Source organism: Halolamina litorea (assembly GCF_026616205.1).
Lineage (GTDB): Archaea > Halobacteriota > Halobacteria > Halobacteriales > Haloferacaceae > Halolamina > Halolamina litorea.
Map to the genome: position 1 here is coordinate 736550 of NZ_JANHGR010000001.1, position 21549 is coordinate 758098.

General features: G+C 69.7%; 23 protein-coding genes. 15 read left to right on the top strand and 8 right to left on the bottom strand.

Annotated features, from left to right (window positions below):
• Positions 1-12: 12 nt before the first annotated feature.
• The 3 genes from NO998_RS03925 to NO998_RS03935 are packed head-to-tail and all read right to left on the bottom strand — an operon-like array spanning position 13 to position 3853.
• Positions 13-2349, bottom strand: coding sequence for a xanthine dehydrogenase family protein molybdopterin-binding subunit (locus NO998_RS03925; RefSeq protein ID WP_267645739.1), 2337 nt, complete (start codon positions 2347-2349; stop codon positions 13-15).
• Positions 2346-3248, bottom strand: coding sequence for an FAD binding domain-containing protein (locus NO998_RS03930; RefSeq protein ID WP_267645740.1), 903 nt, complete (start codon positions 3246-3248; stop codon positions 2346-2348). Before NO998_RS03930 ends, NO998_RS03925 begins: the two co-directional genes overlap by 4 nt.
• Positions 3248-3853, bottom strand: a complete 606-nt coding sequence (locus tag NO998_RS03935; RefSeq protein WP_267645741.1) for a (2Fe-2S)-binding protein — start codon at positions 3851-3853, stop codon at positions 3248-3250. Before NO998_RS03935 ends, NO998_RS03930 begins: the two co-directional genes overlap by 1 nt.
• A gap of 116 nt (positions 3854-3969) precedes the next feature.
• Between NO998_RS03935 and NO998_RS03940 the strand changes: the two genes are divergently transcribed.
• The 3 genes from NO998_RS03940 (at position 3970) to NO998_RS03950 (ending at position 6817) form a co-directional block, all read left to right on the top strand.
• Positions 3970-4374, top strand: a complete 405-nt coding sequence (locus NO998_RS03940; RefSeq protein WP_267645743.1) for a DUF7471 family protein — start codon at positions 3970-3972, stop codon at positions 4372-4374.
• Between the two features lie 66 nt (positions 4375-4440).
• Positions 4441-5754: a DUF7405 family protein gene (locus NO998_RS03945; protein ID WP_267645744.1), complete on the top strand. Its 1314-nt coding sequence runs from the start codon at positions 4441-4443 to the stop codon at positions 5752-5754.
• On the top strand, positions 5747-6817 hold the full coding sequence (locus NO998_RS03950; protein WP_267645745.1) for a DUF7350 domain-containing protein: 1071 nt from the start codon (positions 5747-5749) through the stop codon (positions 6815-6817). Before NO998_RS03945 ends, NO998_RS03950 begins: the two co-directional genes overlap by 8 nt.
• Before the next feature lie 25 nt (positions 6818-6842).
• Here NO998_RS03950 and NO998_RS03955 read toward each other — a convergent pair whose 3' ends face one another.
• Complete coding sequence (locus NO998_RS03955) at positions 6843-7883, bottom strand: DNA-3-methyladenine glycosylase family protein (protein ID WP_267645746.1); 1041 nt, start codon at positions 7881-7883, stop codon at positions 6843-6845.
• A gap of 288 nt (positions 7884-8171) precedes the next feature.
• Here NO998_RS03955 and NO998_RS03960 point away from each other — a divergent pair, with 288 nt between their 5' ends.
• Both NO998_RS03960 and NO998_RS03965 read left to right on the top strand, forming a co-directional pair.
• Positions 8172-9026: an MBL fold metallo-hydrolase gene (locus NO998_RS03960; protein ID WP_267645747.1), complete on the top strand. Its 855-nt coding sequence runs from the start codon at positions 8172-8174 to the stop codon at positions 9024-9026.
• Between the two features lie 57 nt (positions 9027-9083).
• On the top strand, positions 9084-11153 hold the full coding sequence (locus tag NO998_RS03965) for a hypothetical protein (RefSeq protein ID WP_267645748.1): 2070 nt from the start codon (positions 9084-9086) through the stop codon (positions 11151-11153).
• A 25-nt stretch (positions 11154-11178) separates the two neighbouring features.
• Here the strand turns inward: NO998_RS03965 and NO998_RS03970 are convergent, their stop codons facing one another.
• A complete protein-coding gene (locus NO998_RS03970; protein WP_267645749.1) occupies positions 11179-11859 on the bottom strand; it encodes a carbonic anhydrase in 681 nt (226 codons plus the stop codon).
• A gap of 87 nt (positions 11860-11946) precedes the next feature.
• Here NO998_RS03970 and NO998_RS03975 point away from each other — a divergent pair, with 87 nt between their 5' ends.
• Positions 11947-12432 carry a hypothetical protein gene (locus NO998_RS03975; RefSeq protein WP_267645750.1) on the top strand — a complete coding sequence of 162 codons (486 nt, stop codon included), beginning with the start codon at positions 11947-11949 and terminating at the stop codon, positions 12430-12432.
• Here NO998_RS03975 and NO998_RS03980 read toward each other — a convergent pair whose 3' ends face one another.
• Both NO998_RS03980 and NO998_RS03985 read right to left on the bottom strand, forming a co-directional pair.
• Positions 12433-13053 carry an METTL5 family protein gene (locus tag NO998_RS03980; RefSeq protein ID WP_267645751.1) on the bottom strand — a complete coding sequence of 207 codons (621 nt, stop codon included), beginning with the start codon at positions 13051-13053 and terminating at the stop codon, positions 12433-12435. It lies immediately after the preceding gene.
• Positions 13054-13449 (bottom strand): DUF7961 family protein, encoded by a 396-nt coding sequence (locus NO998_RS03985; protein WP_267645752.1) that lies wholly within the window; start codon positions 13447-13449, stop codon positions 13054-13056. It abuts the gene before it with no gap.
• A 198-nt stretch (positions 13450-13647) separates the two neighbouring features.
• On the opposite strand from NO998_RS03985, the gene NO998_RS03990 reads away from it, so the two are divergent.
• Entirely contained in the window at positions 13648-14604 is a 957-nt protein-coding gene (locus NO998_RS03990) for a transcription initiation factor IIB (RefSeq protein ID WP_267645753.1), read from the top strand.
• A 24-nt stretch (positions 14605-14628) separates the two neighbouring features.
• Here the strand turns inward: NO998_RS03990 and NO998_RS03995 are convergent, their stop codons facing one another.
• Positions 14629-16332 (bottom strand): flippase activity-associated protein Agl23, encoded by a 1704-nt coding sequence (locus NO998_RS03995; RefSeq protein WP_267645754.1) that lies wholly within the window; start codon positions 16330-16332, stop codon positions 14629-14631.
• 98 nt (positions 16333-16430) lie between these two features.
• Here NO998_RS03995 and NO998_RS04000 point away from each other — a divergent pair, with 98 nt between their 5' ends.
• From NO998_RS04000 to NO998_RS04035, 8 genes are all read left to right on the top strand, one after another.
• Positions 16431-16718: a DUF7964 domain-containing protein gene (locus tag NO998_RS04000; protein ID WP_267645755.1), complete on the top strand. Its 288-nt coding sequence runs from the start codon at positions 16431-16433 to the stop codon at positions 16716-16718.
• A 50-nt stretch (positions 16719-16768) separates the two neighbouring features.
• Positions 16769-17221 carry a universal stress protein gene (locus tag NO998_RS04005; RefSeq protein ID WP_267645756.1) on the top strand — a complete coding sequence of 151 codons (453 nt, stop codon included), beginning with the start codon at positions 16769-16771 and terminating at the stop codon, positions 17219-17221.
• Positions 17222-17271: 50 nt separating this feature from the next.
• Positions 17272-17613, top strand: coding sequence for a 2Fe-2S iron-sulfur cluster-binding protein (locus NO998_RS04010; protein ID WP_267645757.1), 342 nt, complete (start codon positions 17272-17274; stop codon positions 17611-17613).
• A gap of 10 nt (positions 17614-17623) precedes the next feature.
• A complete protein-coding gene (locus NO998_RS04015) occupies positions 17624-18262 on the top strand; it encodes a rubrerythrin family protein (protein ID WP_267645758.1) in 639 nt (212 codons plus the stop codon).
• 69 nt (positions 18263-18331) lie between these two features.
• Positions 18332-18517, top strand: a complete 186-nt coding sequence (locus tag NO998_RS04020) for a TFIIB-type zinc ribbon-containing protein (RefSeq protein WP_267645759.1) — start codon at positions 18332-18334, stop codon at positions 18515-18517.
• Between the two features lie 143 nt (positions 18518-18660).
• On the top strand, positions 18661-19464 hold the full coding sequence (locus NO998_RS04025) for a DUF2797 domain-containing protein (RefSeq protein ID WP_379821212.1): 804 nt from the start codon (positions 18661-18663) through the stop codon (positions 19462-19464).
• 45 nt (positions 19465-19509) lie between these two features.
• Positions 19510-20235, top strand: a complete 726-nt coding sequence (locus NO998_RS04030) for a ribosome assembly factor SBDS (protein WP_267645760.1) — start codon at positions 19510-19512, stop codon at positions 20233-20235.
• Positions 20236-20301: 66 nt separating this feature from the next.
• Positions 20302-21525, top strand: a complete 1224-nt coding sequence (locus tag NO998_RS04035; protein ID WP_267645761.1) for a WD40/YVTN/BNR-like repeat-containing protein — start codon at positions 20302-20304, stop codon at positions 21523-21525.
• The last annotated feature ends 24 nt before the right edge of the window (positions 21526-21549 follow it).

Below are 21549 nucleotides of genomic sequence, written 5' to 3' on the forward strand. Positions count from 1 at the left end.
TTCGTCCCGGTCTCAGTTCTCAACCGCTCCCCGAACCGTCTCCGGGGTGAGTGGCATATCCAGGTGCTCGACGCCGAGCGCGTCGACGACGGCGTTGACCACCGCGGGCGGCGCCGCCACGGTGCCGCCCTCGCCGATCCCTTTCACGCCGAGTTCGTTGTGACTGGGTGTCTCCTGTGTCCGGACCTCGATGTCCGGCAGGTCGTTCGCCCGTGGCAGCGCGTAGTCGAGCATCGTCGCCGCCGCGAGGCCGCCGTCCTCGTCGTAGGTCGCCCGCTCGGTTCGGGCCTGACCGATGCCTTGGGCGACGCCGCCGTGGACCTGCCCGGCAACGATCTGGGGGTTCACCCGGACGCCGCAGTCGTCGACGGCCACGTACCGCTCGATGTCGAACTCGCCGGTCTCGGGGTCGACCGCCACCGCCACCGCGTGCGTGCCGAAGGTGTAGGCCGTGTCCGCCAGTTCGTAGAACGTCGTCGCTTCCAGTCCGGGCGAGAGGCCCTCCGGCAGCCCGCGGCCGTAGGCAGCTCCCGCTATCTCGGCGAAGGTACACTCTTCGGCCCCCTCGCTGGCGACGGCGAAGCCCGAGTCGGTCGGTTCCACCTCGGTCGGGTCGGCATCGAGTTCGGCCGCGGCGATGCGCCGAGCTTTGTCGAACACCGAGCGTGCACTCTCGGCGACGGCGTTGCCGCCGACGACGGTGCTCCGGGAGCCGAACGTCCCCGTCCCGGTCGGAACCTTGTCCGTGTCACCCTCGACGACTTCGATCTCTCCCGTGGGGACAGGGAGTTCCTCGGCGACGATCTGGGCGTAGATCGTTCCGTGACCCTGTCCGTGGTCGTGGGTTCCGGCGGAGACCGTGACGCCACCGTCGGGGTGAACCCGGACGACGCCGCTCTCGAAGCCGCCGCCGGTGCTCTCCACGTAGCTGGCGATCCCGACCCCACGCAGTCGGCCGTCGTCGTCGCGCTCACCGCCGCGGGGGGCACCCTCGACGGCGTCGACGGCGTCGTCGAGCGTCGGTTCGTAGTTCCCGCTGTCGTAGGTCGCGCCGACGGCAGTCTCGTGGGGGAAGTCGTCGGCGCCGACGAGGTTCTTCCGGCGGAGGTCGACGGGGTCGACGCCGAGTTCGTCGGCCGCCGCGTCGACCAGCCGCTCGGTGACGTAGATCGCTTCGGGCCGGCCCGCCCCGCGGTAGGAGTGGACCGGCGCCGTCGTCGTGAACACACAGCGCGAACGGCAGTAGACCGCCGGGATCTCGTACTGGCTGGCGAGCAGCCGACCGTACCAGCCCGGCATCGCGCCGCCGCCGCCCAGTGCGAAGCCACCGATCCCCGCGTGGGTGTCGACGCGCAGCCCCCGGAAGGTGCCGTCCCCGTCCAGCGCCAGTTCGGCCGTCGTCCGGTGATCCCGGCCGTGGGCACCCTCGCGGTAGTTCCCCGAGCGGGTCGCCGTCCACTTCACCGACGTGCCGAGGTCCCGGGCGGCCCAGGCGGCCATCGCCTCGCCGGGGTGGTGGTGGCCCTTGTGGCCGAAGCCGCCGCCCACGTCGGGAGAGATCACGCGGATCTGCCGCTCGGGAACCCCGAGCGTGTGTGAGAGTTTCCGCCGGTGGCCGTGGGGCGACTGGCTGCTCATCGTGACCGTGAACCCCTCGGTACGGTCGAACTCCGCGAGTGCCGCCCGCGGTTCGAGCGCGCTGGGGATCAGGCGGTTGTTCTCCAGTTCGACCGCCACGACGCGCTCGGCGCCGTCGAACGCCCGGTCGGTTTCCTCCCGGTCGCCGAGTTCACCGACCGCGGCGACGTTGTCCGGCGCGGCATCGAACAGCGTCGGCGCCCCCTCGTCGGTGGCTGCGACCGGGTCCGACTCCACTCCGAGCGGATCGTACGCCACCTCGACGGCATCGACGCCGTCGGCGGCGACGTACCGATCGGTCGCAACGACCGCGGCGACGGGCTGACCGTCGTAGCGCACGCGGTCACGGGCGAGCACCGGATGGCCCGGCACCTCGCAGTCGAGCGGCCCGGTCGAGACCGGTAGCTCCATCGGCGAGTCCCCGTCGGCGAGGTCCTCCCACGTGTAGACCGCGAGCACGCCGTCGATGGCCGCCGCGTTCTCGGTATCGATACTGTCTACGTGTGCGTGAGCGTGCGGACTCCGGACGAACGCGAGCGCCGCAGCCTCACGGCCGAAGTCGTCGGTGTAGGTCGTCTCGCCCCGCAGCGCGCGGGCGTCCTCCCGGCGGAGCGGACTGTCACCGATTGAGTCGCCCGCGCCGGACCCGCCCGACTCCGCGGTCGTCGGCACCGACCCCTCGGCTTCGAGGACGCTCTCCTCGCCGCTCATGCGACCACCCCCTCGCGCCCGACGGCACGAGCCAACGCCTCGGAGACCGCCTGCTCGGCGTATTTCGGGAGCAGCGCCCGGCGCTGGTCCGCGGAGACGATGTGGTCCTCCCGGACGGGGGCGTCGACGCCGTCGCCGGCCCGAGTGGTCGCGCTCTCGACGGCCTCGACGGGCGCGCCCGCGTCGGCGCCGGCGAGTCGGTCCTCGACCGCGGCGAGCCGCGTCGGCGCGTCACAGAGCCCGACTGCAGCCACCCGGGGACCGATCACGACGCCGTCGACGACGCGGAGCCGTGCGGCGACGCCGACCGCCGCGTAGCCCGTCGAAGGGTGGGTCTTCCGTGCGTAGGCGCTCCCAGCGTCGGGAGCGAGCGGGACCGAGATTCGGGTGAGCAGTTCGTCGGACGCCCGGACCGTCTCGTGGTCGCCCGTGGCGAACCCCTCGGCCGACACCTCTCGGTCGCCGTCCGGTCCGACGAGGTGGAGCGTCGCGTCGGCGGCGAGCGTCGCCGCGGGGATGTCACTCGCGGGGTGGGCGGCGGCGAGGTTCCCGCCGACTGTCCCGCGGTTCCTGATCTGGGCGTCGCCGACCGCGCGGGTCGCGTCGAGGAGTGCGTCGGCGCCAGTCGGGGCCGCATCGAGCAGGTCGGCGTCGGTCGTGAGCGCGCCGACCGAGAGCTGTTCGGTCGTCGTGTCCCCCTCGTCGGCGACGCGCTCGACACCGCGGAGTTCGTCGAGACCGCCGAGGTCGACGACGGTCCCGGGGCTCACAGATCTGGCTTTGAGCATCGGGATCAGGTCGTGCCCGCCGGCCAGGGGGACCGCGTCGGGCGGCGCGACCGCGTCGAGTGCGGCGTCGAGACTGGTGGGCCGTTCGTAGTCGAACTGTGGCGGGATCATCAGTCGTCGCCCCCGGTCGGTGCGCCCCCGTCGACCGTGTCGGCTTGGCCGGCCGTGCCGCCGTCCGTCTCGATCGGTTCCAGCTTTGCCGCGGCGGCTTCCACGGCGTCGACGACGTTCTCGTAGCCCGTACAGCGACAGACGTTCCCCTTCAGCCCCTCGCGGATCTCCTCGCGGGAGGGGTCGGGGATATCCGCGAGCAGGTCCCGCGCCCGGAGTACCATCCCCGGCGTACAGTAGCCACACTGCAGGCCGTGTTCCTCGTGGAAGCTCCGTTGAACGGGGCCGAACTCGTCGTTGTCCCCGGCCGGCGTGGCGCGGGGATCGCCCGCGTCGACTTCAGCGAGCCCTTCCGGCGCGCCGTCGACGCCGCCGACGGTCGTGACCTCGCTCCCGTCGGCCTGCACCGCCAGTACGCAGCAGGACTTGACGACGTCGCCGTCCATCTCGACCGTGCAGGCGCCACACTTCCCTGACTCACAGCCGACGTTGGGCTGGGTGTAGCCCCACTCCTCCCGGAGCGCGTGGACGAGCAGGCGTCTGGCCTCGACCGTCGCCCTCTCGGCAGAGCCGTCGACGGTCACCGTGACCTCGTGTTCCGACATACTGTCAGGTCCACGCGAGGGACCATATTGGTTGGTGCGGGGGAGCGTTGCCGGTGACCCCCAGCCAGCGCCGCCGACGGGTAAGGCGTATGTCCGAGGGGGCCCAACTCGCGCCGATGAGTGACAGCGCGCCCTGGCTCGTGCTCGGGGGGACACACGGGCAGGACCCGACGACGTTCGTGCTGCTCTCGGCGGCCGCGGTGTTGACGGCGGTCGTCGTCGGCGTCGCCGTCGCGGCGTTCGTCCGGCGGCGCTCGCGGCGCTACCTGCTGGTGGCGCTCGCGCTGTCGACGCTGCTCGCCCGCAGCGCCGTCGGGCTTGGCGCCTACGCGGGCACGATCGGTCCCGGGCTCCACCACACGCTCGAACACGGCCTCGACGTGGCGATGGCGGCGCTGGTGATCGCCGCGGTGTTCCTCGTGGGCCGCCTCGGTCCCACCACGGCCCAGGCCGATGGCGGCGTCGACGGGGGCGCCGGTGGGACCGACGCGCCGACGGCGGACGAGCACGACCGCCGGTGATCGACCTCCCGAGCGTTTCGACGGTCGCACCAGAATCCACTTTCCCGTGGATACCGTATCCAGACTATGAGCGACTCACACGGCATCGACCGTCGAGCGTTCGTGAAGGCGGCCGTCGCCATCGGCGGGGCGTCGGCGCTCTCGGCCTGCCTCGATCGCGGGCCCGAACTCGACGTAGCTCGGGGACCCGAAGACCCCGCGTCGGCGTTCCCCGAGCGCCAGCACGCGTGGAACGCCGCGCTGCCGACGGACGACGCTGGCAACAACCACCACCCGCGCCACCGGATCCTCCTCGCGCTCGACTACGACGGCGACGGGACGCCGACGGACGCCGAGCGTGAGGCCGTCGAAGCGGCGCTCACCGGCGTCGAACGCGCCTACGAGCGCTCGGCAGACGGTCTGCTTCTGACGATCAGCTACTCACCCTACTACTTCGCGCGTTTCGACGCCGACCTCCCCGGGAGCGTCGATCTCCCCGAGCCACGCGCGCTCTCTGACTTCGAGGATCCCGACGCCGACGACGTGGACGCCATCGTCCACCTCGCCAGCGACCACGGCGAAGTCGTGATGGGCGCCGAGGAGGCCCTCAAGGGCGAGGTCGAGGAACTCAACGGCGTCTCCCAGCCCGAATCTGCACTGACCGACGCCTTGTCCGTGCGCGAGCGCCGGACGGGGTTCATCGGTGACGGCCTCCCCGCGGAGAACCAGGACGTGAACGGCGTCCCCGACGACGGACCGGTGCCCGAGGACGCCCCGCTCTACATGGGGTTCGAGTCGGCCTTCGAGGGGAACCAGCCCGGCGAGGACCGCGTGACCATCGAGTCGGGTCCCTTCGCCGGCGGCACGACCCAACAGCTCTCGACGCTGACGCTCAACCTCAACCAGTGGTACGAACAGGACAGCCGCGACCAGCGTGTCTCCAAGATGTTCTGTCCCCACCACGCCAGCGAGGGCACCGTCGAGGGGACCGGCGAGAACCTCGGGAACGACCCACAGATGGACGACTGCGGCGACCCGACCGAGACCGCCCGGAGCGAGGGCGTCGTCGGCCACAGCCAGAAGATGGTCGACGTGCGAGAGGACGACAAGCCGATCATCCTGCGCCGGGACTTCGACTCGACCGACGGCGACCGGGCGAGCGTCCACTTCCTCTCGTTGCAGCGGACCATCGCCGACTTCGTGACCACCCGCGAGGCGATGAACGGCGACGCCGTTGCCGCCGACTCCGCGGTCGGTCAGCGCACCAACAACGGTATCCTCCAGTACATCAACACCGTCCGGCGGGGGAACTTCCTCGTGCCGCCGCGCTCGCTGCGCGCGCTCCCGCCTTCGAACCCAGACAGTGACGCCGCCGACACGGCGGAGGTGGCCCGTGCGTAAGCCCTCCCGCCGGTCGTTCCTCGCGGGCGTCGGCGCTGCCGGGATCGGTGGGCTGGCTGGCTGTGCCGGCTTCGAACTCCAGTCGGGGAACCAGGAGCCGCCGCTGGTGGAGAACCGCCCCGACGCGGTCTACGTCCCGACCCACACCGAGGGGATGGGGATGGCGGGGATGCAGAGCAACGGCGGCTACAGCTGTGCGCTGACCTACAGCTTCCCCCACCGATTCTGGACGGTCGACGGCGATGAGACCACGCAGGTCGAGGTCGGGGGGAGCGACGCGGTCCACCTCATGCCCATCGTCTGGCACAGCGAGACGGGGGTCGTCCCCTCGGACGTGAACCCCCGGATCAGCATCTCACGGGACGGCGAGTCGGTCGTCGACGGCCTCAGCCCGTGGCCGATGCTCTCCCAGCGGATGGGCTTTCACTTCGGCGACAACGTCGGCCTCCCCGAGCAGGGCGAGTACGACGTGACCGTCGCCGTCGGCGAGGGGGGCAGCCGCCGTACCGGCTCGTTGGCCGAGGCCGGCGCCGCCGAGTTCGAGTTCACCCTCGACTACCAGCTCTCGGACCTCAACGAGCTCCCCTTCGAGGACGTCCCGCCGGCGAGACAGGGGACGCTCGGCGCCGTCCAGCCGATGCAGATGGACATGGTCCCGCTGATGCAGGCCCCCACCGAGGGCGAACTCCCGGGCACGGTCCACGGGACCGCCGAGAGCGGCGACGCCGACCTGCTCGTGACGAGCCTCGACGACGCCGCGGCGTTCGGCGGCGAGTCGGGCCAGCAGTACCTCGGCATCTCCGCGCGGACGCCGTACAACCGCCTCCCGGTCCCGCTGATGTCGCTGTCGGCGACGCTGACGCGGGGCGGCGAGACGGTGTACGACGACTACCTCTACGAGTGGCTCGACGCGGACCTCGGCATCCACTACGGCGCGCCCGTCGACGGCGTCGAGAGCGGCGACGAACTGACGATCAGCGTCGACGCGCCCTCCCAGACCTCCCGACACGAGGGCTACGAGACGGCCTTCCTGGACATGCCCGACGCGACGCTCACCCTCTGAGCCGCGGTCAGCCCGACACCCGGGCTCACTCCCCGTCGGTCCGGAGGTGGAAGAAGACGTACGTCTGTGCGTAGCCCGCGTAGGCGTCGACGCCACCCTTGCCGAAGGGGTCCCCGTCGGCGGGCAGATCGGCGCCGAGCCGTTCGCGGATGGCCCGGGAGGTCTCGGCGTAGTTCCCGCCCTCACAGTCGGGGAAGTAGTCGCCGATGGCGGTCTGTATCCACGTGTCGAGCGGGATCGCCTGCAGGTAGCCAAGCGAGAACAGCAGCACGCAGTCGGCCACCTTGTCGCCGACGCCGACGAACTCCGTCATGTAGTCCCGAGCCTCCTCGTAGGGGAGGCCGATGGCGTCCTCGGGTCGGGCTTCCCCGCTCGCAACCATCTCGGCGGTGCGCTGGACGTACGGCGCGCGGTAGCCCAGACTCAGGTCCCGGAGTTCGTCCTCGGTCCGGGCCGCGAGCGCCTCGGGCGTCGGGTAGGCGTGCAGCGTCCGCTCGCCGACGGCGACCGGCGTGCCGTAGTGCTCCCGGAGCGCGTTCTGCATCCCGAAGATCCGGCTCACGCGCATCTGGGCCGAGCAGATGAACGAGATCAGACAGGGGAAGGGTGGGTCGCGGACGAGTCGCATCCCGCGGTAGCGGTCGTAGGCGCGGTCCAGCAGCGGCAGGTGATCGGTCGCGTCGTAGATGGCGTCGAGGTCGTCGTCCAGTCGGAGCAGGTGGGTGAGGATCGACTCGCCGTCGACCGGTTCGGTCGGTGCCCGGGCGTCAGCGGCGCCGTCGGGGACCGCGCCGTCGGCCACGAGCGGGATGCCGCCCGCTTCCCACTCGACCGTCCCGTCGTCGACGCCACCGGTCTGGCGGGCGCGGACGACCGTCGGTCGGTCGGTCAGGTCGGGCGTCGGCGGGAGCACCGTCTCGTACCACGCGTCGCCGCCGTGGGCGACCGCGTCGCTGTACTCCTCGCCGTCGGTGCGCTCCCAGAGGTACGTTTGGCCGCTCTCCAGCGTCGACTGCAGGTCGAACGGCCCGGAAAGGTCGGAAACGTCGATGCGGCCGGTCTCCATTACCCGGACCTGGACCGGCGACGGCTTCGGGGTTTCGGTAGTAGGCGTCGGCGCCTCAGCGGTTCCGGCCGAGCGGGAAGTCGATCCGCTCCGGTTCAGCCGCCGAACAGCTCGCGCCCCGTGCCGTCGGTGACGGCGCCTCGGGCAGTCTTCATCGTTTGGTGCATCTCGGCGAACGCGGCCGTCCGGCGTGTGGAGGAATTCATGTTACTCAACAACACACTCTACCCTTGAGTATCTTCGGGGGGTGTCACAACGGCTATGGGCCGGCCGGCCACAGCGTGGAACATGACCACGAGCGACTGGGGCGACTGGCTCCCGCGAGCGATCAACGCGGCCGATCCCGACGGTGTGGCGGTCTGGTACCTCGGCTGTAACGGCTTCGTGTTGAAGGGCAGCGAGGGAACGACGCTGTTCGTCGATCCGTACCTCGGAACGGGCGACCCGCCCCGAACCGTCCGGATGATCCCCGTCCCGTTCGACCCCGAAGACGTCGCCGCCGCCGACGCGGTGTTCGCCACCCACGAACACAGCGACCACGTCCACGGCGAGTCCCAAGCACCCATCCTCGAACGGACCGGCGCGCCGTTCGTCGCGCCCGACGCGTCGCTCGCGGCCGCACGGGAGGATCAGACGTGGGAGGACCGCTGGGACATCGACGCCGAGCAGTTCCGTGAGGTGGCCGAGGGCGACGTACTGGAGATCGGGGGGTTCACCGTCCACGTCGTCGAGGTGAACGACCCCGACGCCGAACACCCGGTGGGCTACGTGTTCGAACACGACGCCGGCACGGTGTTCCACCCCGGTGACTCCCGACCGGCGGACTCCTTCCCCGAACTGGGCCGGGAGTTCGACATCGACCTCGGCATCCTCGCGTTCGGGACGGCGGGGATGATCCCGGACAAGGAGACGCGGGAGCCGAAGTACACGCAGTGGTACAGCGACGAGGGGCAGGTCGCTCAGGCCGCCAACGCGCTCGGACTCGACCGACTGTTGCCGAGCCACTGGGACATGTGGAAGGGGCTGACCGCCGACCCGACCGCGCTGCACGAACACGTCGCGTCCTTCGACTACCCCCGGCACCTCGAGGTGGCCGAAATCGGTGATCGAGTCGATCTTCCCGACGAGCCGACGACGCGATAGTGTAATTATTCCTAAATACCCGCGTTCTTTATAGGCTTGTCATGAGTCGGTTGCTCCATGACAGAGGGGTCCGAACTGACCGAGCCGGTCTACGCTGAGGAGGGTGGCGTCTCCGTCGAGAAGTCGTTCGTCGACGAGGACTTCCCGGTACCGGCGATCCAGTTCACGATCGTCGCACCGGAGGAGCAGTCGGTCGAGGCGAAGATCATCGACCGCATTCCGGAGTCGTTCCCGATGGACCGCGTCGGCTTCCATCCGGACTACGAGAGCGAGAACTGGACGGCGTACCAGGACCACCGTGTGGAGTTCGAACGCGACCTGGACGCGGGCGAGGAAGTCGAGACGGTGTACGGGATCCGGACCGACGATCCCTCGGACGTTCAGGAGTTCCTCGTCGAACCGATCGTCGAGCGCCTCGACGACGCTGCCGAAGCCGCCGAGGACGCAGTCACCGATGCCGCGGATTCCGCGGAGGAGGGCGTCGAGGAGCTGCTCGGCGAGGACTCGGCGCAGTCGGTCCGGGACGTCGTCGGCGAGGAGGAAGCGGCCCTCGACGGGCTCGAGGAGGCAAAGCGCCAGCGTGCCGAAGCCGAAGCGGCGGTCGAAGGCAGCGACGAGCCTGAAGCCCGAGCGGCCGCGGAAGCGGCGGCGACGGAGGCCGCAGCGCAGGGCGCCGACACCGAAGCGGTCGAGGACGCCGCGAAGAAGGCCCAAACCCAAGCGGAACACGAGGAGGAGGCAGAACGGGCCCGCGAGGACGAGGCCAAGAGCGACGAGCCCGAGACCGCCCCCGACACGGCCCGGAAGGGCGAATCCGCACAGGCTGGCGGGGCCGCGGCCGCCGCCCCCGCCGCCGAGGCGGGTGTCGGCGCCAACAGCGAGGCCGTCGAAGCCGAGCAGGCCGCCGAATCGGCCCCGGACGCGGCCGCCGACGCACACACGGCGGCCGAGACGTCTGAGGAAGCGACGGAGGACACGACAGCGGCAGCGGCGGAGGCTGCCGCTGCGGACGCAGCGGAGCCGGCGGAGGCGGGCGTCGGTGCCAACACCGCCGCCGTCGAGGCCGACGGACAAGCGTCGACCCGCCGGTGGGCCCAGCACAACCCGACCAAGGAGGCACAGGCCTCCACGAAGGAGTGGGCCAGCCAGGAGCCGACGCCGGCGACGACCACCGCACAGGAGTCGACCAAACAGTGGGCCGGTGCCGGACCGACGCCCGACCCCAACGGCACGCAGGCCTACGAGGTCGAACTCGAACCCGACCGCGAGCCCGCCCCCGAAATCGAGGAGCGCGACGCCCAAGCCGCCGAGCCGGCGGAGGCCGGAGTCGGCGCCAACGCCGCCGCCGTCGAGAACGTCGCGCAGGACGCGGGCAGCGAAGCGGTGACCGCCGAGGCCGGCACCGGCGTCGCCGCCGACGCCGAGATGGGCCGGGTCGCCGACAAGCTGGCCGAAGAGATCCGCGCCGGCGACGTGAGCGAGGAGAACCTCATGTTGCTGCGCGAGGAACTGGACTTCGGCGTGCCCAAGAGCGTCGACGTGCGGATGGCGCGCCTGCAGTCCCAGATCTCGAAGCTCGACGCCTACACCGACGCCCTCGAAGGGTTCATCGACGAGGAAGGGTCGGCCGCCGACGTGGTCGGCCAGTTCGAGAGCCGCGTCGCGGACCTCTCCTCGGAGGTCGAGGCGCTCGAAGGCGAACTCGCCACCGAACAGCGCGAGCGTGAGGCCGTCGAGGGCCGCGTCGACAGCGCCCACGAGGACATCGACGCCATCGAGTCCGAGATCGTCTCGCTGACCGACGAACTGGGCGACACGGAGATGACCGTCGAGAACCTCGACGAGGAGTTCCAGTGGGTCAAAGAGGACGTGGAAGCCCACGACAAGGAACTCGAGGAGATGTCCACGGACCTCGATGACGTGGAGTCACAGCTTGCCTCCGTCTCGGGCCGCGTGAACAACGTGATGAGCCGCGTCGGCAAACTCGAGGACGGCCAGCAGAACGTCGAGGAACTCGATAAGGAGATCGAGGCCCTCGAGTCCCACATCGAGGACGTCGAGGCCGAAATCGCGGATATCGAGGAGTTCCGCGACCGCATCAGCCAGGCGTTCGGTCCCGCTCAGTAAGCCGTACCTCCGTTTTCGGCTCCGATCAGTACGTCCAGCGACGCTCGACGCGTGAAGCGATTTCGGGGTAGGTCTCCCGCAGCGTCGTTGGATCGGTCTCGCCGTCGACGTTGATAACGTGGACCTCCCCGCGCTTGCCGTCGTAGGCGTTCTGAAAGTCGTAGACGACGCCGAGGACCTCCACGCTGTCGGGGACGTCCTCGCTCTCCAGAAGGAACTCGACCTGCCGGTCGACGTTGTACTCGACGAGGTGGTTGACCGCGGCCTCCCGGGTGAGTTCGTCGGGAAGTCGCTCGACGCCGGACGCCAGCCCCGGCGCGAGCAGGTCGATGCAGTGTTCGATTCCGGGCGGCTCCGAGAGCCCGTCGGTGAGGTGGTCGTACGTCGCCGTCACCGCGCCACAGCCCGTGTGGCCGACGACGACAGCAACGTCAGTGCCGGTGTGGGCGAGCGGGTAGAGCACGTCACCGGAAACCCGCGGGCCGGCGTCCGTTCGCTGGACGACACGGTTGCCGATGTTCCCGCAGGTGAACAGCCAGCCCGGCTCGTCGTTCCCCCAGATCCCGTCCTGTAGCACCCGGGAGTCCGAACAGGAGACCGTGACCGCCTCGGGGTGCTGTTCGTGCACGAGGCCGTCGAACCGCTCCTCGAACGCGTCGGCGTGGTCGGCGTTGCGTTCGAGCATGGTCAGGAAGGTCTCGTCCATCGACCTCACTGTGTCCGGTCGGCGAATAGCTCCGGCGGTTCCGGTCGCGCCGAAACAGTTAGGACGCTGACCGAACAACGGGTTGTCGTGTCAGGTCCCCGGCCCTCCATCCGGGCGGCAGTCGCGGTCCTCGCCGGCTCGACGGTCGTCGGTGCCGAACTCGCCGCGCTCACCCTCTCCACACGGCTCTCCGTGGCGACGCTCGAAGGAACGATACCGACGACCCTCTCGGCCCTCCCGGTCGTCGCCGTCAGCGCCGCCGCCGTGGGGCTCGTCGTCGGTGTACGTCGTCACGAGGCCGACGGGGTGTGGTTCGTCGGTTCGGGTGTGGGGTTGATCGTCGCCGCACCCGTGACGGCGTTCGGTGGCGGCTGTGCGTTCGTCCACGAGGGGGTCGGCCTGTTCCGAAGCGGCGTCCGGATCGGTATCGCGGTCGAACAGTGTGTGACGTTCCTCAACGGCGCGCTGTTGGTGCTCGGCTACGGCCTGCTCGTCGGGGGGCTGTGGCTCGGGTCTGAGGACCTCCCGGTGCCGAGTGTGGCCACGCGCCGCTCCCCCGAACCGTCTGAGTAATCAGTCCCACGCGATCCGGAACAGTTCCACGTCGAGTTCCTCGCGGTCACGGTCGTGGTGGTCGTAGAGCCGCGGCACGTCGAAGGTGGCCGCGAACGCGTGGGTCACCTCGCCGCCCCGGTCGGCGACGAAGGACTCGACGAACGACTGGCTCCCGGCGTTGTGGATCGAGTACGAGACCGCACAGAGGTCGGCCGCGGCGTCGAGAAAGGCCCGGTCGGCACCTTCGTTCCCGGTTCGGGCGCCGAAGGGGGGGTTCATCACGACCGTCGAAACCGAGCCGTCGGCCAGCGGCGGCCGGGTCGCGTCCCCGCGGAGCCAGTCGACGGGCGTGACGGGAGCGACCGCGCGCTCGTTCTCGCGGGCGACTTCGAGTGCGTCGGCGTCGCGTTCGAGGCCGAGGACGCGGGCCGGCCCGCGACAGGCCGCCGCGAGTGCGAGCATCCCCGTCCCGGTGCCGAGGTCGAGCACCGTCCGACCGGCGACGTCGCCTTGTAAGTCCGCGAGGTGAAGGAGGTGTGCCGCCAGATCCGGCGGCGTCGAATACTGTTCGAACTCGATCTTCGGGTCACGAAACCCGGAGAGCCCGTGGAGTCGTTCAGCCAGCGCCCGCTTGCCCATTCAGGCCGAACCGTCGAGACCCTCGACCGAAAGGGTGACGCCTTCCCGGCGGGCCCGCTCTTCGAGCGCCGAGAGGGCGGGTCGGACCTTCCCGGCGTCGCCGACGGCGTCGACCTCGACGCGCACGACGCCGACACCGAGGAACGAACCAGCCTGGACCAGGTCACGGAGGCGGTCGGCTTCCCGCTGAGTCGCCAGCGAACAGTCCTCCGCGAAGTCGGCGGTCACGCGCAGCGCGGCGGGCTGGTAGCCCTCGGCGGCGAGTTCGGCTTTCAGCTCCCGAAGGTACTCCGGCGCGGTCGTCGACAGTGACGACGCCGTCAGCTCGACGGGCTCGACGTTCGACGGGCGACAGTCCGCGAGCGCGCTCTCGACTGACGTGGGGCTCGTGCTCATACTCACACATATCTACTGGTTATGCAAAAAGGTTACTGAATGTCTGATGGTAATCTCTCGGCGGTGACTACCGGGGCGCGCGGTCGGGGACCGGTAGCGGGGCGAAAACGGGCAACCCACCGCTGTCTTGCGATTAGATTTGTGCCAATTCAAAGGACGGAAAAAGTCTTATCTGTCGGGGTCACCAGAAACCTTTTAATGGAACGTCCGAGCCGGGAGCGACAGCGGGAGTCCGAGTCCGAGTCCGAGTCGGCCGAGGAGGTGCTTACCTGTCCGGAGTGTAACTCAGACGAGGTCGTCACCGACGACGACCAGGGCGAACTCGTCTGTGACGACTGTGGCCTCGTGCTCGACGAGCGCCAGATCGACCGCGGGCCGGAGTGGCGCGCGTTCAACCACTCCGAGCGCCAGAGTAAGTCCCGCGTCGGTGCCCCCATCACCGAGACCATGCACGACCGCGGACTGACGACGACCATCGACTGGAAGGACAAGGACGCCTACGGTCGAAGCCTCTCCTCCGAGAAGCGCAGTCAGATGCACCGTCTTCGGAAGTGGCAGGAACGCATTCGGACGAAGGACGCCGGCGAGCGGAACCTCCAGTTCGCGCTTTCGGAGGTCGACCGCATGGCCTCTGCCCTCGGCGTCCCCCGGTCGGTGCGCGAGGTGGCGTCGGTGATCTATCGGCGCGCGCTCAACGAGGACCTGATCCGCGGGCGCTCCATCGAGGGCGTCGCCACCGCCGCACTCTATGCGGCCTGCCGACAGGAGGGGATCCCGCGGAGCCTCGACGAGGTCGCCGAAGTCTCCCGCGTCCCCCAGAAGGAGATCGGCCGCACCTACCGCTACATCTCCCAAGAACTCGGCCTCGAACTCAAGCCGGTCGACCCCAAGCAGTTCGTGCCGCGCTTCGCCTCCGAACTCGGACTCAGCGAGGAGGTACAGTCGAAGGCCACGGAGATCATCGACGTATCCGCCGAGCAGGGTTTGCTCTCGGGGAAATCCCCGACGGGATTCGCCGCCGCGGCCATCTACGCGGCGTCGCTGCTCTGTAACGAGAAGAAGACCCAGCGCGAGGTCGCCGACGTGGCCCAGGTGACCGAGGTCACCATCCGGAACCGCTATCAGGAACAGATCGAAGCGATGGGCTTCCGCTAAGTCCACTCGCCGGCACTCCCGTTCTCAGACGTTCACGAACACGACCAGCGTGCGGTCGGTCAGTCCCGTGTCCACCTGGTAGCGCTCGTAGCCGGTGAGCTGTCGGGTCAGGGTCCCGCGGTACTCCGGCGTCGTGACGACGACGGGTGGCGCGCTGTCGGGCACCGCATCGGGCGCGGCGACACTCGACGTCTCGGCGTCGGCGCGCTCGACGTACCACGCGAAGGGGAGGCGTCGGGCGAAGGCGTCCTGCTCGGCTTCGGGTACCGGCGGCTGGGCGAGCGTCGCCTCGTCCCCGACGGCGAGGCCCTCGCCGACGTAGAGCACGTCGGTGCCGCCGTTGGCGGTGATGGCGACGGACATGTTCTCGACGACGGCGTGCATCTCCGAGCCGGGCTGTGCGTACCCCGGCAGCGAGTCCTCGGGTGCCGGCTCGTCGTACACCTCACCGGCGACGACCGCACCGGTGTGAACCCCGGCGGCGGAGAGCAACAGGAGCGCCGCGGCGAGTCGGGCGGCGTCGGCGGCGTCGACGGCGGCGCTCGCGTGTCGCCAGAGTGCCACGATTCCGACTGCGGCGGGGACTGCCGCCGGAACGAGCGGGTGGAGCGCGACCCACGGCTCGTTCACCTCGGTCGCCACCGGATAGAGCAGTAGCCCGGCACCGGCCCAGTAGGTCGTGAACGCGACAACCGGTCGGCGGGTGCCGGCGTAGCGCTCCCGGAAGAAGCCGTAGACGGCGAGGCCGACGACCGGCAGCGCCGCCGCGACGAGCACCTCGGCGTTGCCGACGACGAAGGGGAGCAGCGGGTGGTCGTTCGTGTACGTCGGGGGGGAGTGTCGGCCCAACACCCGAACCGAGAGGAAGCGTTCGACGGCGCCGACGGTGCCAGCGTCGAGCGCCGTCAGCACCGTCGACGGGCGGCCGAGGTCGGTCCAGCCCCGCGGAACGTAGAAGAACATCGCGGTGGCCAGCGCGACGACGATCCCACGGAGCAGCGCGACCTGCCTGCCGACGAGCCACGAAGCCAGCCCACTTGCGCGGGCCCTGACCGTCGCGAGGTCGGTGCCGCGGAGTCGCGCCTCGTCGACGGTCAGTACGGCCGCGAGCAGCCAGCAGAGAACGGTTGCGAGGACGAACCCCGACGTGGTGAGTGCGAGCCCGAACGCGCCGGCGGCGGCGTACACCGAACGGCGGTCACCACGGACCCGTGCCCGCAGGGCGAAGCCGACGGCGACCAAGGAGAACGCCGCCAGCGGGAGGTCCCCGCGGAGGACGCGGGAGTAGTAGAGTAGCGGCGGGGCCACGGCGAGCAGGAGGGCGAGGGCGACCGTTTCGGCGTCGGAGAGGCCGACACGGGGCAGTCGTGCGGTGTCCACGAGGGTCTCGCCGGACTCCTCGGTCCCGTCGTCGTCGACGAGCGTCGCACGACGGAACAGGAGCGCGGCGAGGGGCAGCAGGCCACCGATCAGCGCGACGGGGACCCGGGCGGCGGCGTCGCTCGTCAGGCCGAGGCCGAACAGCCACCGGCCGACGACGTAGAGGAACGGCCCGCCGGCCACGGGGCGGTACTCGTAGACGCCGGTATCGAGCGAGCGCAGCGTCCAGTAGCCCACGCGGGCCTCGTCCCAGTGGAACGGCCGCGTCCCGAGGCCGATGAAGCGGGCCACCACCGCGAGCGCCGCCAACGCGAGGACGGCCCGCTCGATCCGATCGAGTCGGCGCATGCCCGTCCCTGCCGCGCGCTGTGCCATGAAGGTTCGGAAGCGCAACCGGCGCCGCGAGGGTTCGAAATCGCCTTCCCGCCGAGGGCGTATCTCCGGACATGAGCGTACTCGACTCCCTGCCGGACCGCCCGCTGACCGACGCCGAACTCGCCTCGTTCAACCGTTCGGACGCCCTCGAAGCCGCCGTCAACGTCGCCGACCTCGAACACCCCGACGGCGACGAGATCGTGGGGCTGCTGCTCGCGACCGAGGACTGGGTCAAGGGGTTGGCCTACGAGATCGACGGCTGGCGCGTCGTCGAGACCCACCCGATCGGCGACGACGAGAACGACCGCTTCGAGGGGATGCGTTCCTGCGAATCCGCGGTCCGGGAGGCGCTCGACTGACGCTGCCGTACCGGGGTTTCTAGCCCCTGCGGTCGTTACTGTCTGCCGTGATGTACGACGACATCCTCGTTCCGACCGACGGAAGCCCGGCCGCGACCGCCGCCATCGACCACGCCATCTCGCTGGCGAAGACCTACGACGCCACGGTCCACGCGCTGTACGTCGTCGACGCGAGCGCGTTCTCCTCGATCGAGGCGGGCTCTGAACTCGTGATCGACGCCCTCGAGGAGGAGGGCCAGCACGCCGTCGAAGAGATCACCGCCGCCGCCGAAGCGGCGGGCATCGACGTCGTCACCCACGTCGTCTCGGGGACGGCCTACCGACGCATCCTCGACTACGTCGACGACGAGGGGATCGACCTCATCGTCATGGGGACCCACGGCCGCAGCGGCGTCGAGCGGTTCCTCCTCGGAAGCGTCACCGAGCGCGTCGTCCGTACCGCCGACGTCCCCGTCCTCACGATCCGGCAGGGCGGCAAGGACGAGGGCGAGGACGGCGAGTAGCCACCGACGGCAGCATAAACCCTTTTCTCGGCTCCCCACGGAGGCGGCGTATGACCGAGCACACCGTGGAGTTCGTCGGCACCGGGGAGACCATCGAAGTCCCCGAAACCCGGCCGATCCTGCAGGTCTGCATGGAGGAAGGGATCGCACAGGAGTACTCCTGTCGCGTCGGCATGTGTCTGGCTTGTTCGGCCGAGATCGTCGAGGGGGAGGTCGAACAGACCATCGTCGAGCAGCGTGCACTCACCGAGGAGGAAGCCGAGGACTACGCGCTGACCTGTATGGCCCGCCCGAAATCCGACCTCAAACTCGACCGCGGGAGCTACCCGCCGAGCATCGAGGACACCGCGGCCGATCCCGACGCCGACGCCGCCGCGGCGGACGACGACTGACCCGGCGACGATGGAGGGCGCGACGTTCCGGGCGGCCGTCGAGGGGACGGCGGACGACGAACTGGCCCGGATCGGCGCCGACGGCCTGTTGATTGCCGTCTGTGGCGGCAAGCCGACCGAACGTGACCTCCTCGAAGCCGCGGCGACCTCCGAACACGCTGCCCACCGCACGTTCTCGGAGTGGGCGACTGACGAGCCGAACGACCGCGCCAGCGAGGCGTTCGCGGCCGTCGCCGACCGGGAGGCGACCCACCGCGAGCGCGTGCTCGCGGCGATTGACGGCGCGTACGAACCGGTCGACGGCGGCGCGCTCCACACGTACCTCCGCGGCCGTGAGGGCGCGCTCGTTCGCGTCGCGGCGGGGATGGTCGGCCGCGGACTGGTGGTGGATCGAACTCACGGCCAGTTGGCCTCGTTTTTCGCCGACGCCGGCGACGACACACGGGCCGCGCTGTTTCGAGAACTCCGGACCGAGACGGTCGCGGGAACGGATCGCGGCGTCGCGCTGCTGGAGACCCTGTGTGACTCCGCCGCCGACTGGGCCGACGCACGCGGCGTCGCCGCCTACACCGTCCAGATCGCCGTCGACGACTACGCCGACGCGCTAGATCGGGCAAGCGTCGGTTCCGAGGGCGACAACCGCTGCTGAGCGTCGTAGCTCCGTCGGAATCGGCCCAACGTTGAAAGGGCTCGATCCGCAACGAACGGAATAGAGGGAATGAGCGTGGGACTACTGAGTTCCATCTCGGACGCGATCTCGGGCGGCGGCGACGGCGACGACGACGTGTTCACCTACCGGTGTGCGTCGTGTGGCGCCGAGTTCGACCTCCCCAAGACGCGCATGATGGGCGTGCGCTGTCCTGACTGTCGGTCGATGGACGTTCGGGACGCGGCCGAGAACTGACCGAACGTCCGTCGGCGGCCGCCGTCGACCGAGCGTCTCCCCGTATTTTCACGTCGGGAGCGGTGCCGCCGACGGCGCCGGTCCCGGTTCGTCGGGGTCGGCCCGATGGACAGCCATATGCACACCGCGCCCCAAACCGACCCGTGCAGTTCGTGGGCTACGATTCGGGTGACGTTGACGGGAGCCAGCGGCTCTCGTCCGCCAACCAGAACGCTTTGCGGTCTGGTGATGGCGGCCTCCTGCTCGCCGACGCCGGCGAGGTCGAGTACGTCGATCTGACGCCCGGCACCGAGATCGCCTACACGCTGGGTGAGCGCCACTGTGCCGGCGTCGTCGACGACGGCGAGCACGTTGCCTGTGACGCCGACGGCGCGCCGTACTGTGACCAGCACAGCCACGTGTGGGTCTGTGCGCGCTGTACGGGCGACTGTCTGAAAGACGAGATGGACTGCTTCGAGGACCACGCGGTCTACCTCGCGGCCTTCGCCCCGGACACGTTCAAGGTCGGCGTCACCCGCGAGTGGCGCCTCGAAACACGCTTGCTGGAGCAGGGTGCCGACCGCGCAGCCCACATCAGGACCGTCGACGACGGCCGTGCCGCCCGGCGGATCGAGGCCGGGATCGCCGAGCGCATCCGCGACCGGATCAGGGTGCCGACGAAGATCGACGGCCTCGGCGGCGCCGTCGACGACGACGCGTGGCGGTCGCTGCTGGCCGATTTCGACCCGATCGAGACGTTCGAGTTCGACTACGGCCTCGACCTTGAGGGGCGACCGGTCGCCGAGACGATGGCCAGCGGCACCGTTCGCGGCGTGAAGGGACGGATCCTCCTGCTGGACCGCGGCGGTAGCACCTACGCGGTTGACCTGCGGGAGTTGGTCGGCTACGAGGTGACCGAGGGGGCGAGCGAACGCGAGATGCAGTCCAGTTTGGGCGCTTTCGGCTGACCGGGAGGGCGACGGTTTATGGTCTCGGCCGTGGAACCACGAAGCATGATTCCGCTTGACGAAGCCGTCACCGCCCGGCTCGAGTCCCACGGCGAGCGCTTCGAGGTGCTCATCGACCCCGACGCCGCCCTTGCGATGAAACGCGGGGAGTTCGACGGCGATTTGGAGGACGTGATCGCCGCCGAGGACGTCTTCGAGAACGCCTCACGGGGCGACCGACCCGCCGAGGCCGACCTCGAGGAAGTGTTCGGCACGACCGACCCGATGGAGATCATTCCGGAGATCGTCGAACGCGGGGAGATCCAGATCACCGCCGAGCAGCGCAAGGAGATGGAGGAGCAGAAGCACAACGCGCTGATCAACAAGATCGCCCGGAACGCGGTCAACCCCCAGATGGACAACGCCCCCCACCCGCCCGAGCGCATCGAGCGGGCGCTGGAGGAGGCCGGCTTCCACATCGATCCGATGGAACCCGTGGAGTCACAGGTCGACGACGCCCTCGACGCGCTCCGCCCGGTGATCCCGATCCGCTTCGACGAGATCACCGTCGCGGTCAACGTCCCGCCGGACTACGCGGGCAGCGCACAGGCGAAGATCCGCCAGTACGGCGACCTCGAACGCGAGGAGTGGCAGGCCGACGGCTCGTGGATCGGCGTCGTCACCTTCCCCGCGGGGATGCAGAACGACTTCTACGACCTCGTCAACGAGGAGACCAGCGGCGAGGCCGAGACGAGCATCGTCAAGGAGAAAGACGACCTGAAGACCAGATAGCCGGGACGACTGCCGGTCACCCTCACGCCAATTTTTATGCGTTTGTCAGAAGTCTGTACGGGGTAGATGTGGCAAAACGGCGAGGGTGGGAACGAGCCGGAGTGGCGTACAGTCGAGACCGAGTTCAACATCAACCTCTTCGGGACGGTACAGACCGTCGAAGGGCCCTACGCGGTCGGTGAGGGTGGACATCTCGTCGCCGACCGTGGGGATGGCTGGGAGGTAATCTTCGACGACGGCCCGTCGACGCGGCAAAACCAACTGCGCGCGATGGACGTGACCGACGACGGCAAGCGGGTCTGGATGGTCGGCTCCTCGGGGGCGATGGCGTGTTACGACGTGGAGGAGCGCAAGAAGTTCGACTACTCCTACCCCAACGAGATGACCTCGACGTGGGAGGCTATCGCCGTCTGTGGCGACCGGGGTAACGAGAAGGTGCTCGCCGCGAACGGCTCCGGCGAGGTGCTGCCGTTCATCATCAGCGGCTACGACGTGAACTGGGAGCCGATGTCCAAGCCCGCCGGGAAGGGCTCGAACGTCGCCGCGCTGGCGGCGACGCCCGACGGCGTCGGCTTCGCCGTCGACACCTCCGGGAACGCGTTCAAGACGACGCCGGAGGGCTGGGAGGACATCGGCGTCGTCAACGCTCAGGTGAAGTTCTACGACGTCTACGCCGGCGAGAACGAGGAGGTGTACATCGCAGCCGGCGACGGCCGGGTCTACCGCTACGACGACTCCTACAACGACTGGACGCCCATCGGCGTCACCGACGAGACGTCGATGCGCTCCATCGACGTCTACGAGCAGGACGGCGAGCGACAGATGGTCGTGCTGGGGAACAACGGCAGCGTCTTCCAGCGCGACGACGGCGACCGGTGGGAGGAGATCCCCTCGCCCACAAGCGCCGCGCTGTTCGACCTGAGCCTCGGTTCGCCCGACATCGCCGTCGGGAAGGCCGGCACGGTCATCGAGCGACCACGCGGCACCACCCGCGACGCCGGCAGTTCGCCCGACGGCGACGAGTTCGACGGTCGAGGCGAGAACGACGACGGTGACCAGTACGGGAGCGACGAGGACGGCTCCACGTCCGAAAACGGCACGACCGACGGGACGGCTGGCGACGACCCGACGGAAGACGACACGGCCGACGACACCACCGAGGACGAGCAGACGGCCGACGACGAGGAGTCACGCTCCGACGAGGAGATCATCGCGGAGATCGTCGACCTGCTGCAGGAACTCAGCGACGGCGACGATGACGACCTGTCGCTGTCGGACCTGTTCTCGTAAGACGCGCGAAGCGTCGTCCGCGGT

Coding starts and splice junctions, on each gene's coding strand:
- NO998_RS03990 (WP_267645753.1), top strand. CDS start 13,648: ATGGAACGTCCGAGCCGGGAGCGACAGCGGGAGTCCGAGTCCGAGTCC.
- NO998_RS03985 (WP_267645752.1), bottom strand. CDS start 13,449: ATGAGCACGAGCCCCACGTCAGTCGAGAGCGCGCTCGCGGACTGTCGC.
- NO998_RS03995 (WP_267645754.1), bottom strand. CDS start 16,332: ATGCGCCGACTCGATCGGATCGAGCGGGCCGTCCTCGCGTTGGCGGCG.
- NO998_RS03925 (WP_267645739.1), bottom strand. CDS start 2,349: ATGAGCGGCGAGGAGAGCGTCCTCGAAGCCGAGGGGTCGGTGCCGACG.
- NO998_RS03935 (WP_267645741.1), bottom strand. CDS start 3,853: ATGTCGGAACACGAGGTCACGGTGACCGTCGACGGCTCTGCCGAGAGG.
- NO998_RS04000 (WP_267645755.1), top strand. CDS start 16,431: ATGAGCGTACTCGACTCCCTGCCGGACCGCCCGCTGACCGACGCCGAA.
- NO998_RS04005 (WP_267645756.1), top strand. CDS start 16,769: ATGTACGACGACATCCTCGTTCCGACCGACGGAAGCCCGGCCGCGACC.
- NO998_RS03945 (WP_267645744.1), top strand. CDS start 4,441: ATGAGCGACTCACACGGCATCGACCGTCGAGCGTTCGTGAAGGCGGCC.
- NO998_RS03960 (WP_267645747.1), top strand. CDS start 8,172: ATGACCACGAGCGACTGGGGCGACTGGCTCCCGCGAGCGATCAACGCG.
- NO998_RS04015 (WP_267645758.1), top strand. CDS start 17,624: ATGGAGGGCGCGACGTTCCGGGCGGCCGTCGAGGGGACGGCGGACGAC.
- NO998_RS03955 (WP_267645746.1), bottom strand. CDS start 7,883: ATGGAGACCGGCCGCATCGACGTTTCCGACCTTTCCGGGCCGTTCGAC.
- NO998_RS03940 (WP_267645743.1), top strand. CDS start 3,970: ATGAGTGACAGCGCGCCCTGGCTCGTGCTCGGGGGGACACACGGGCAG.
- NO998_RS03965 (WP_267645748.1), top strand. CDS start 9,084: ATGACAGAGGGGTCCGAACTGACCGAGCCGGTCTACGCTGAGGAGGGT.
- NO998_RS04030 (WP_267645760.1), top strand. CDS start 19,510: ATGATTCCGCTTGACGAAGCCGTCACCGCCCGGCTCGAGTCCCACGGC.
- NO998_RS04020 (WP_267645759.1), top strand. CDS start 18,332: ATGAGCGTGGGACTACTGAGTTCCATCTCGGACGCGATCTCGGGCGGC.
- NO998_RS04010 (WP_267645757.1), top strand. CDS start 17,272: ATGACCGAGCACACCGTGGAGTTCGTCGGCACCGGGGAGACCATCGAA.
- NO998_RS03930 (WP_267645740.1), bottom strand. CDS start 3,248: ATGATCCCGCCACAGTTCGACTACGAACGGCCCACCAGTCTCGACGCC.
- NO998_RS03970 (WP_267645749.1), bottom strand. CDS start 11,859: ATGGACGAGACCTTCCTGACCATGCTCGAACGCAACGCCGACCACGCC.
- NO998_RS03980 (WP_267645751.1), bottom strand. CDS start 13,053: ATGGGCAAGCGGGCGCTGGCTGAACGACTCCACGGGCTCTCCGGGTTT.
- NO998_RS04035 (WP_267645761.1), top strand. CDS start 20,302: ATGTGGCAAAACGGCGAGGGTGGGAACGAGCCGGAGTGGCGTACAGTC.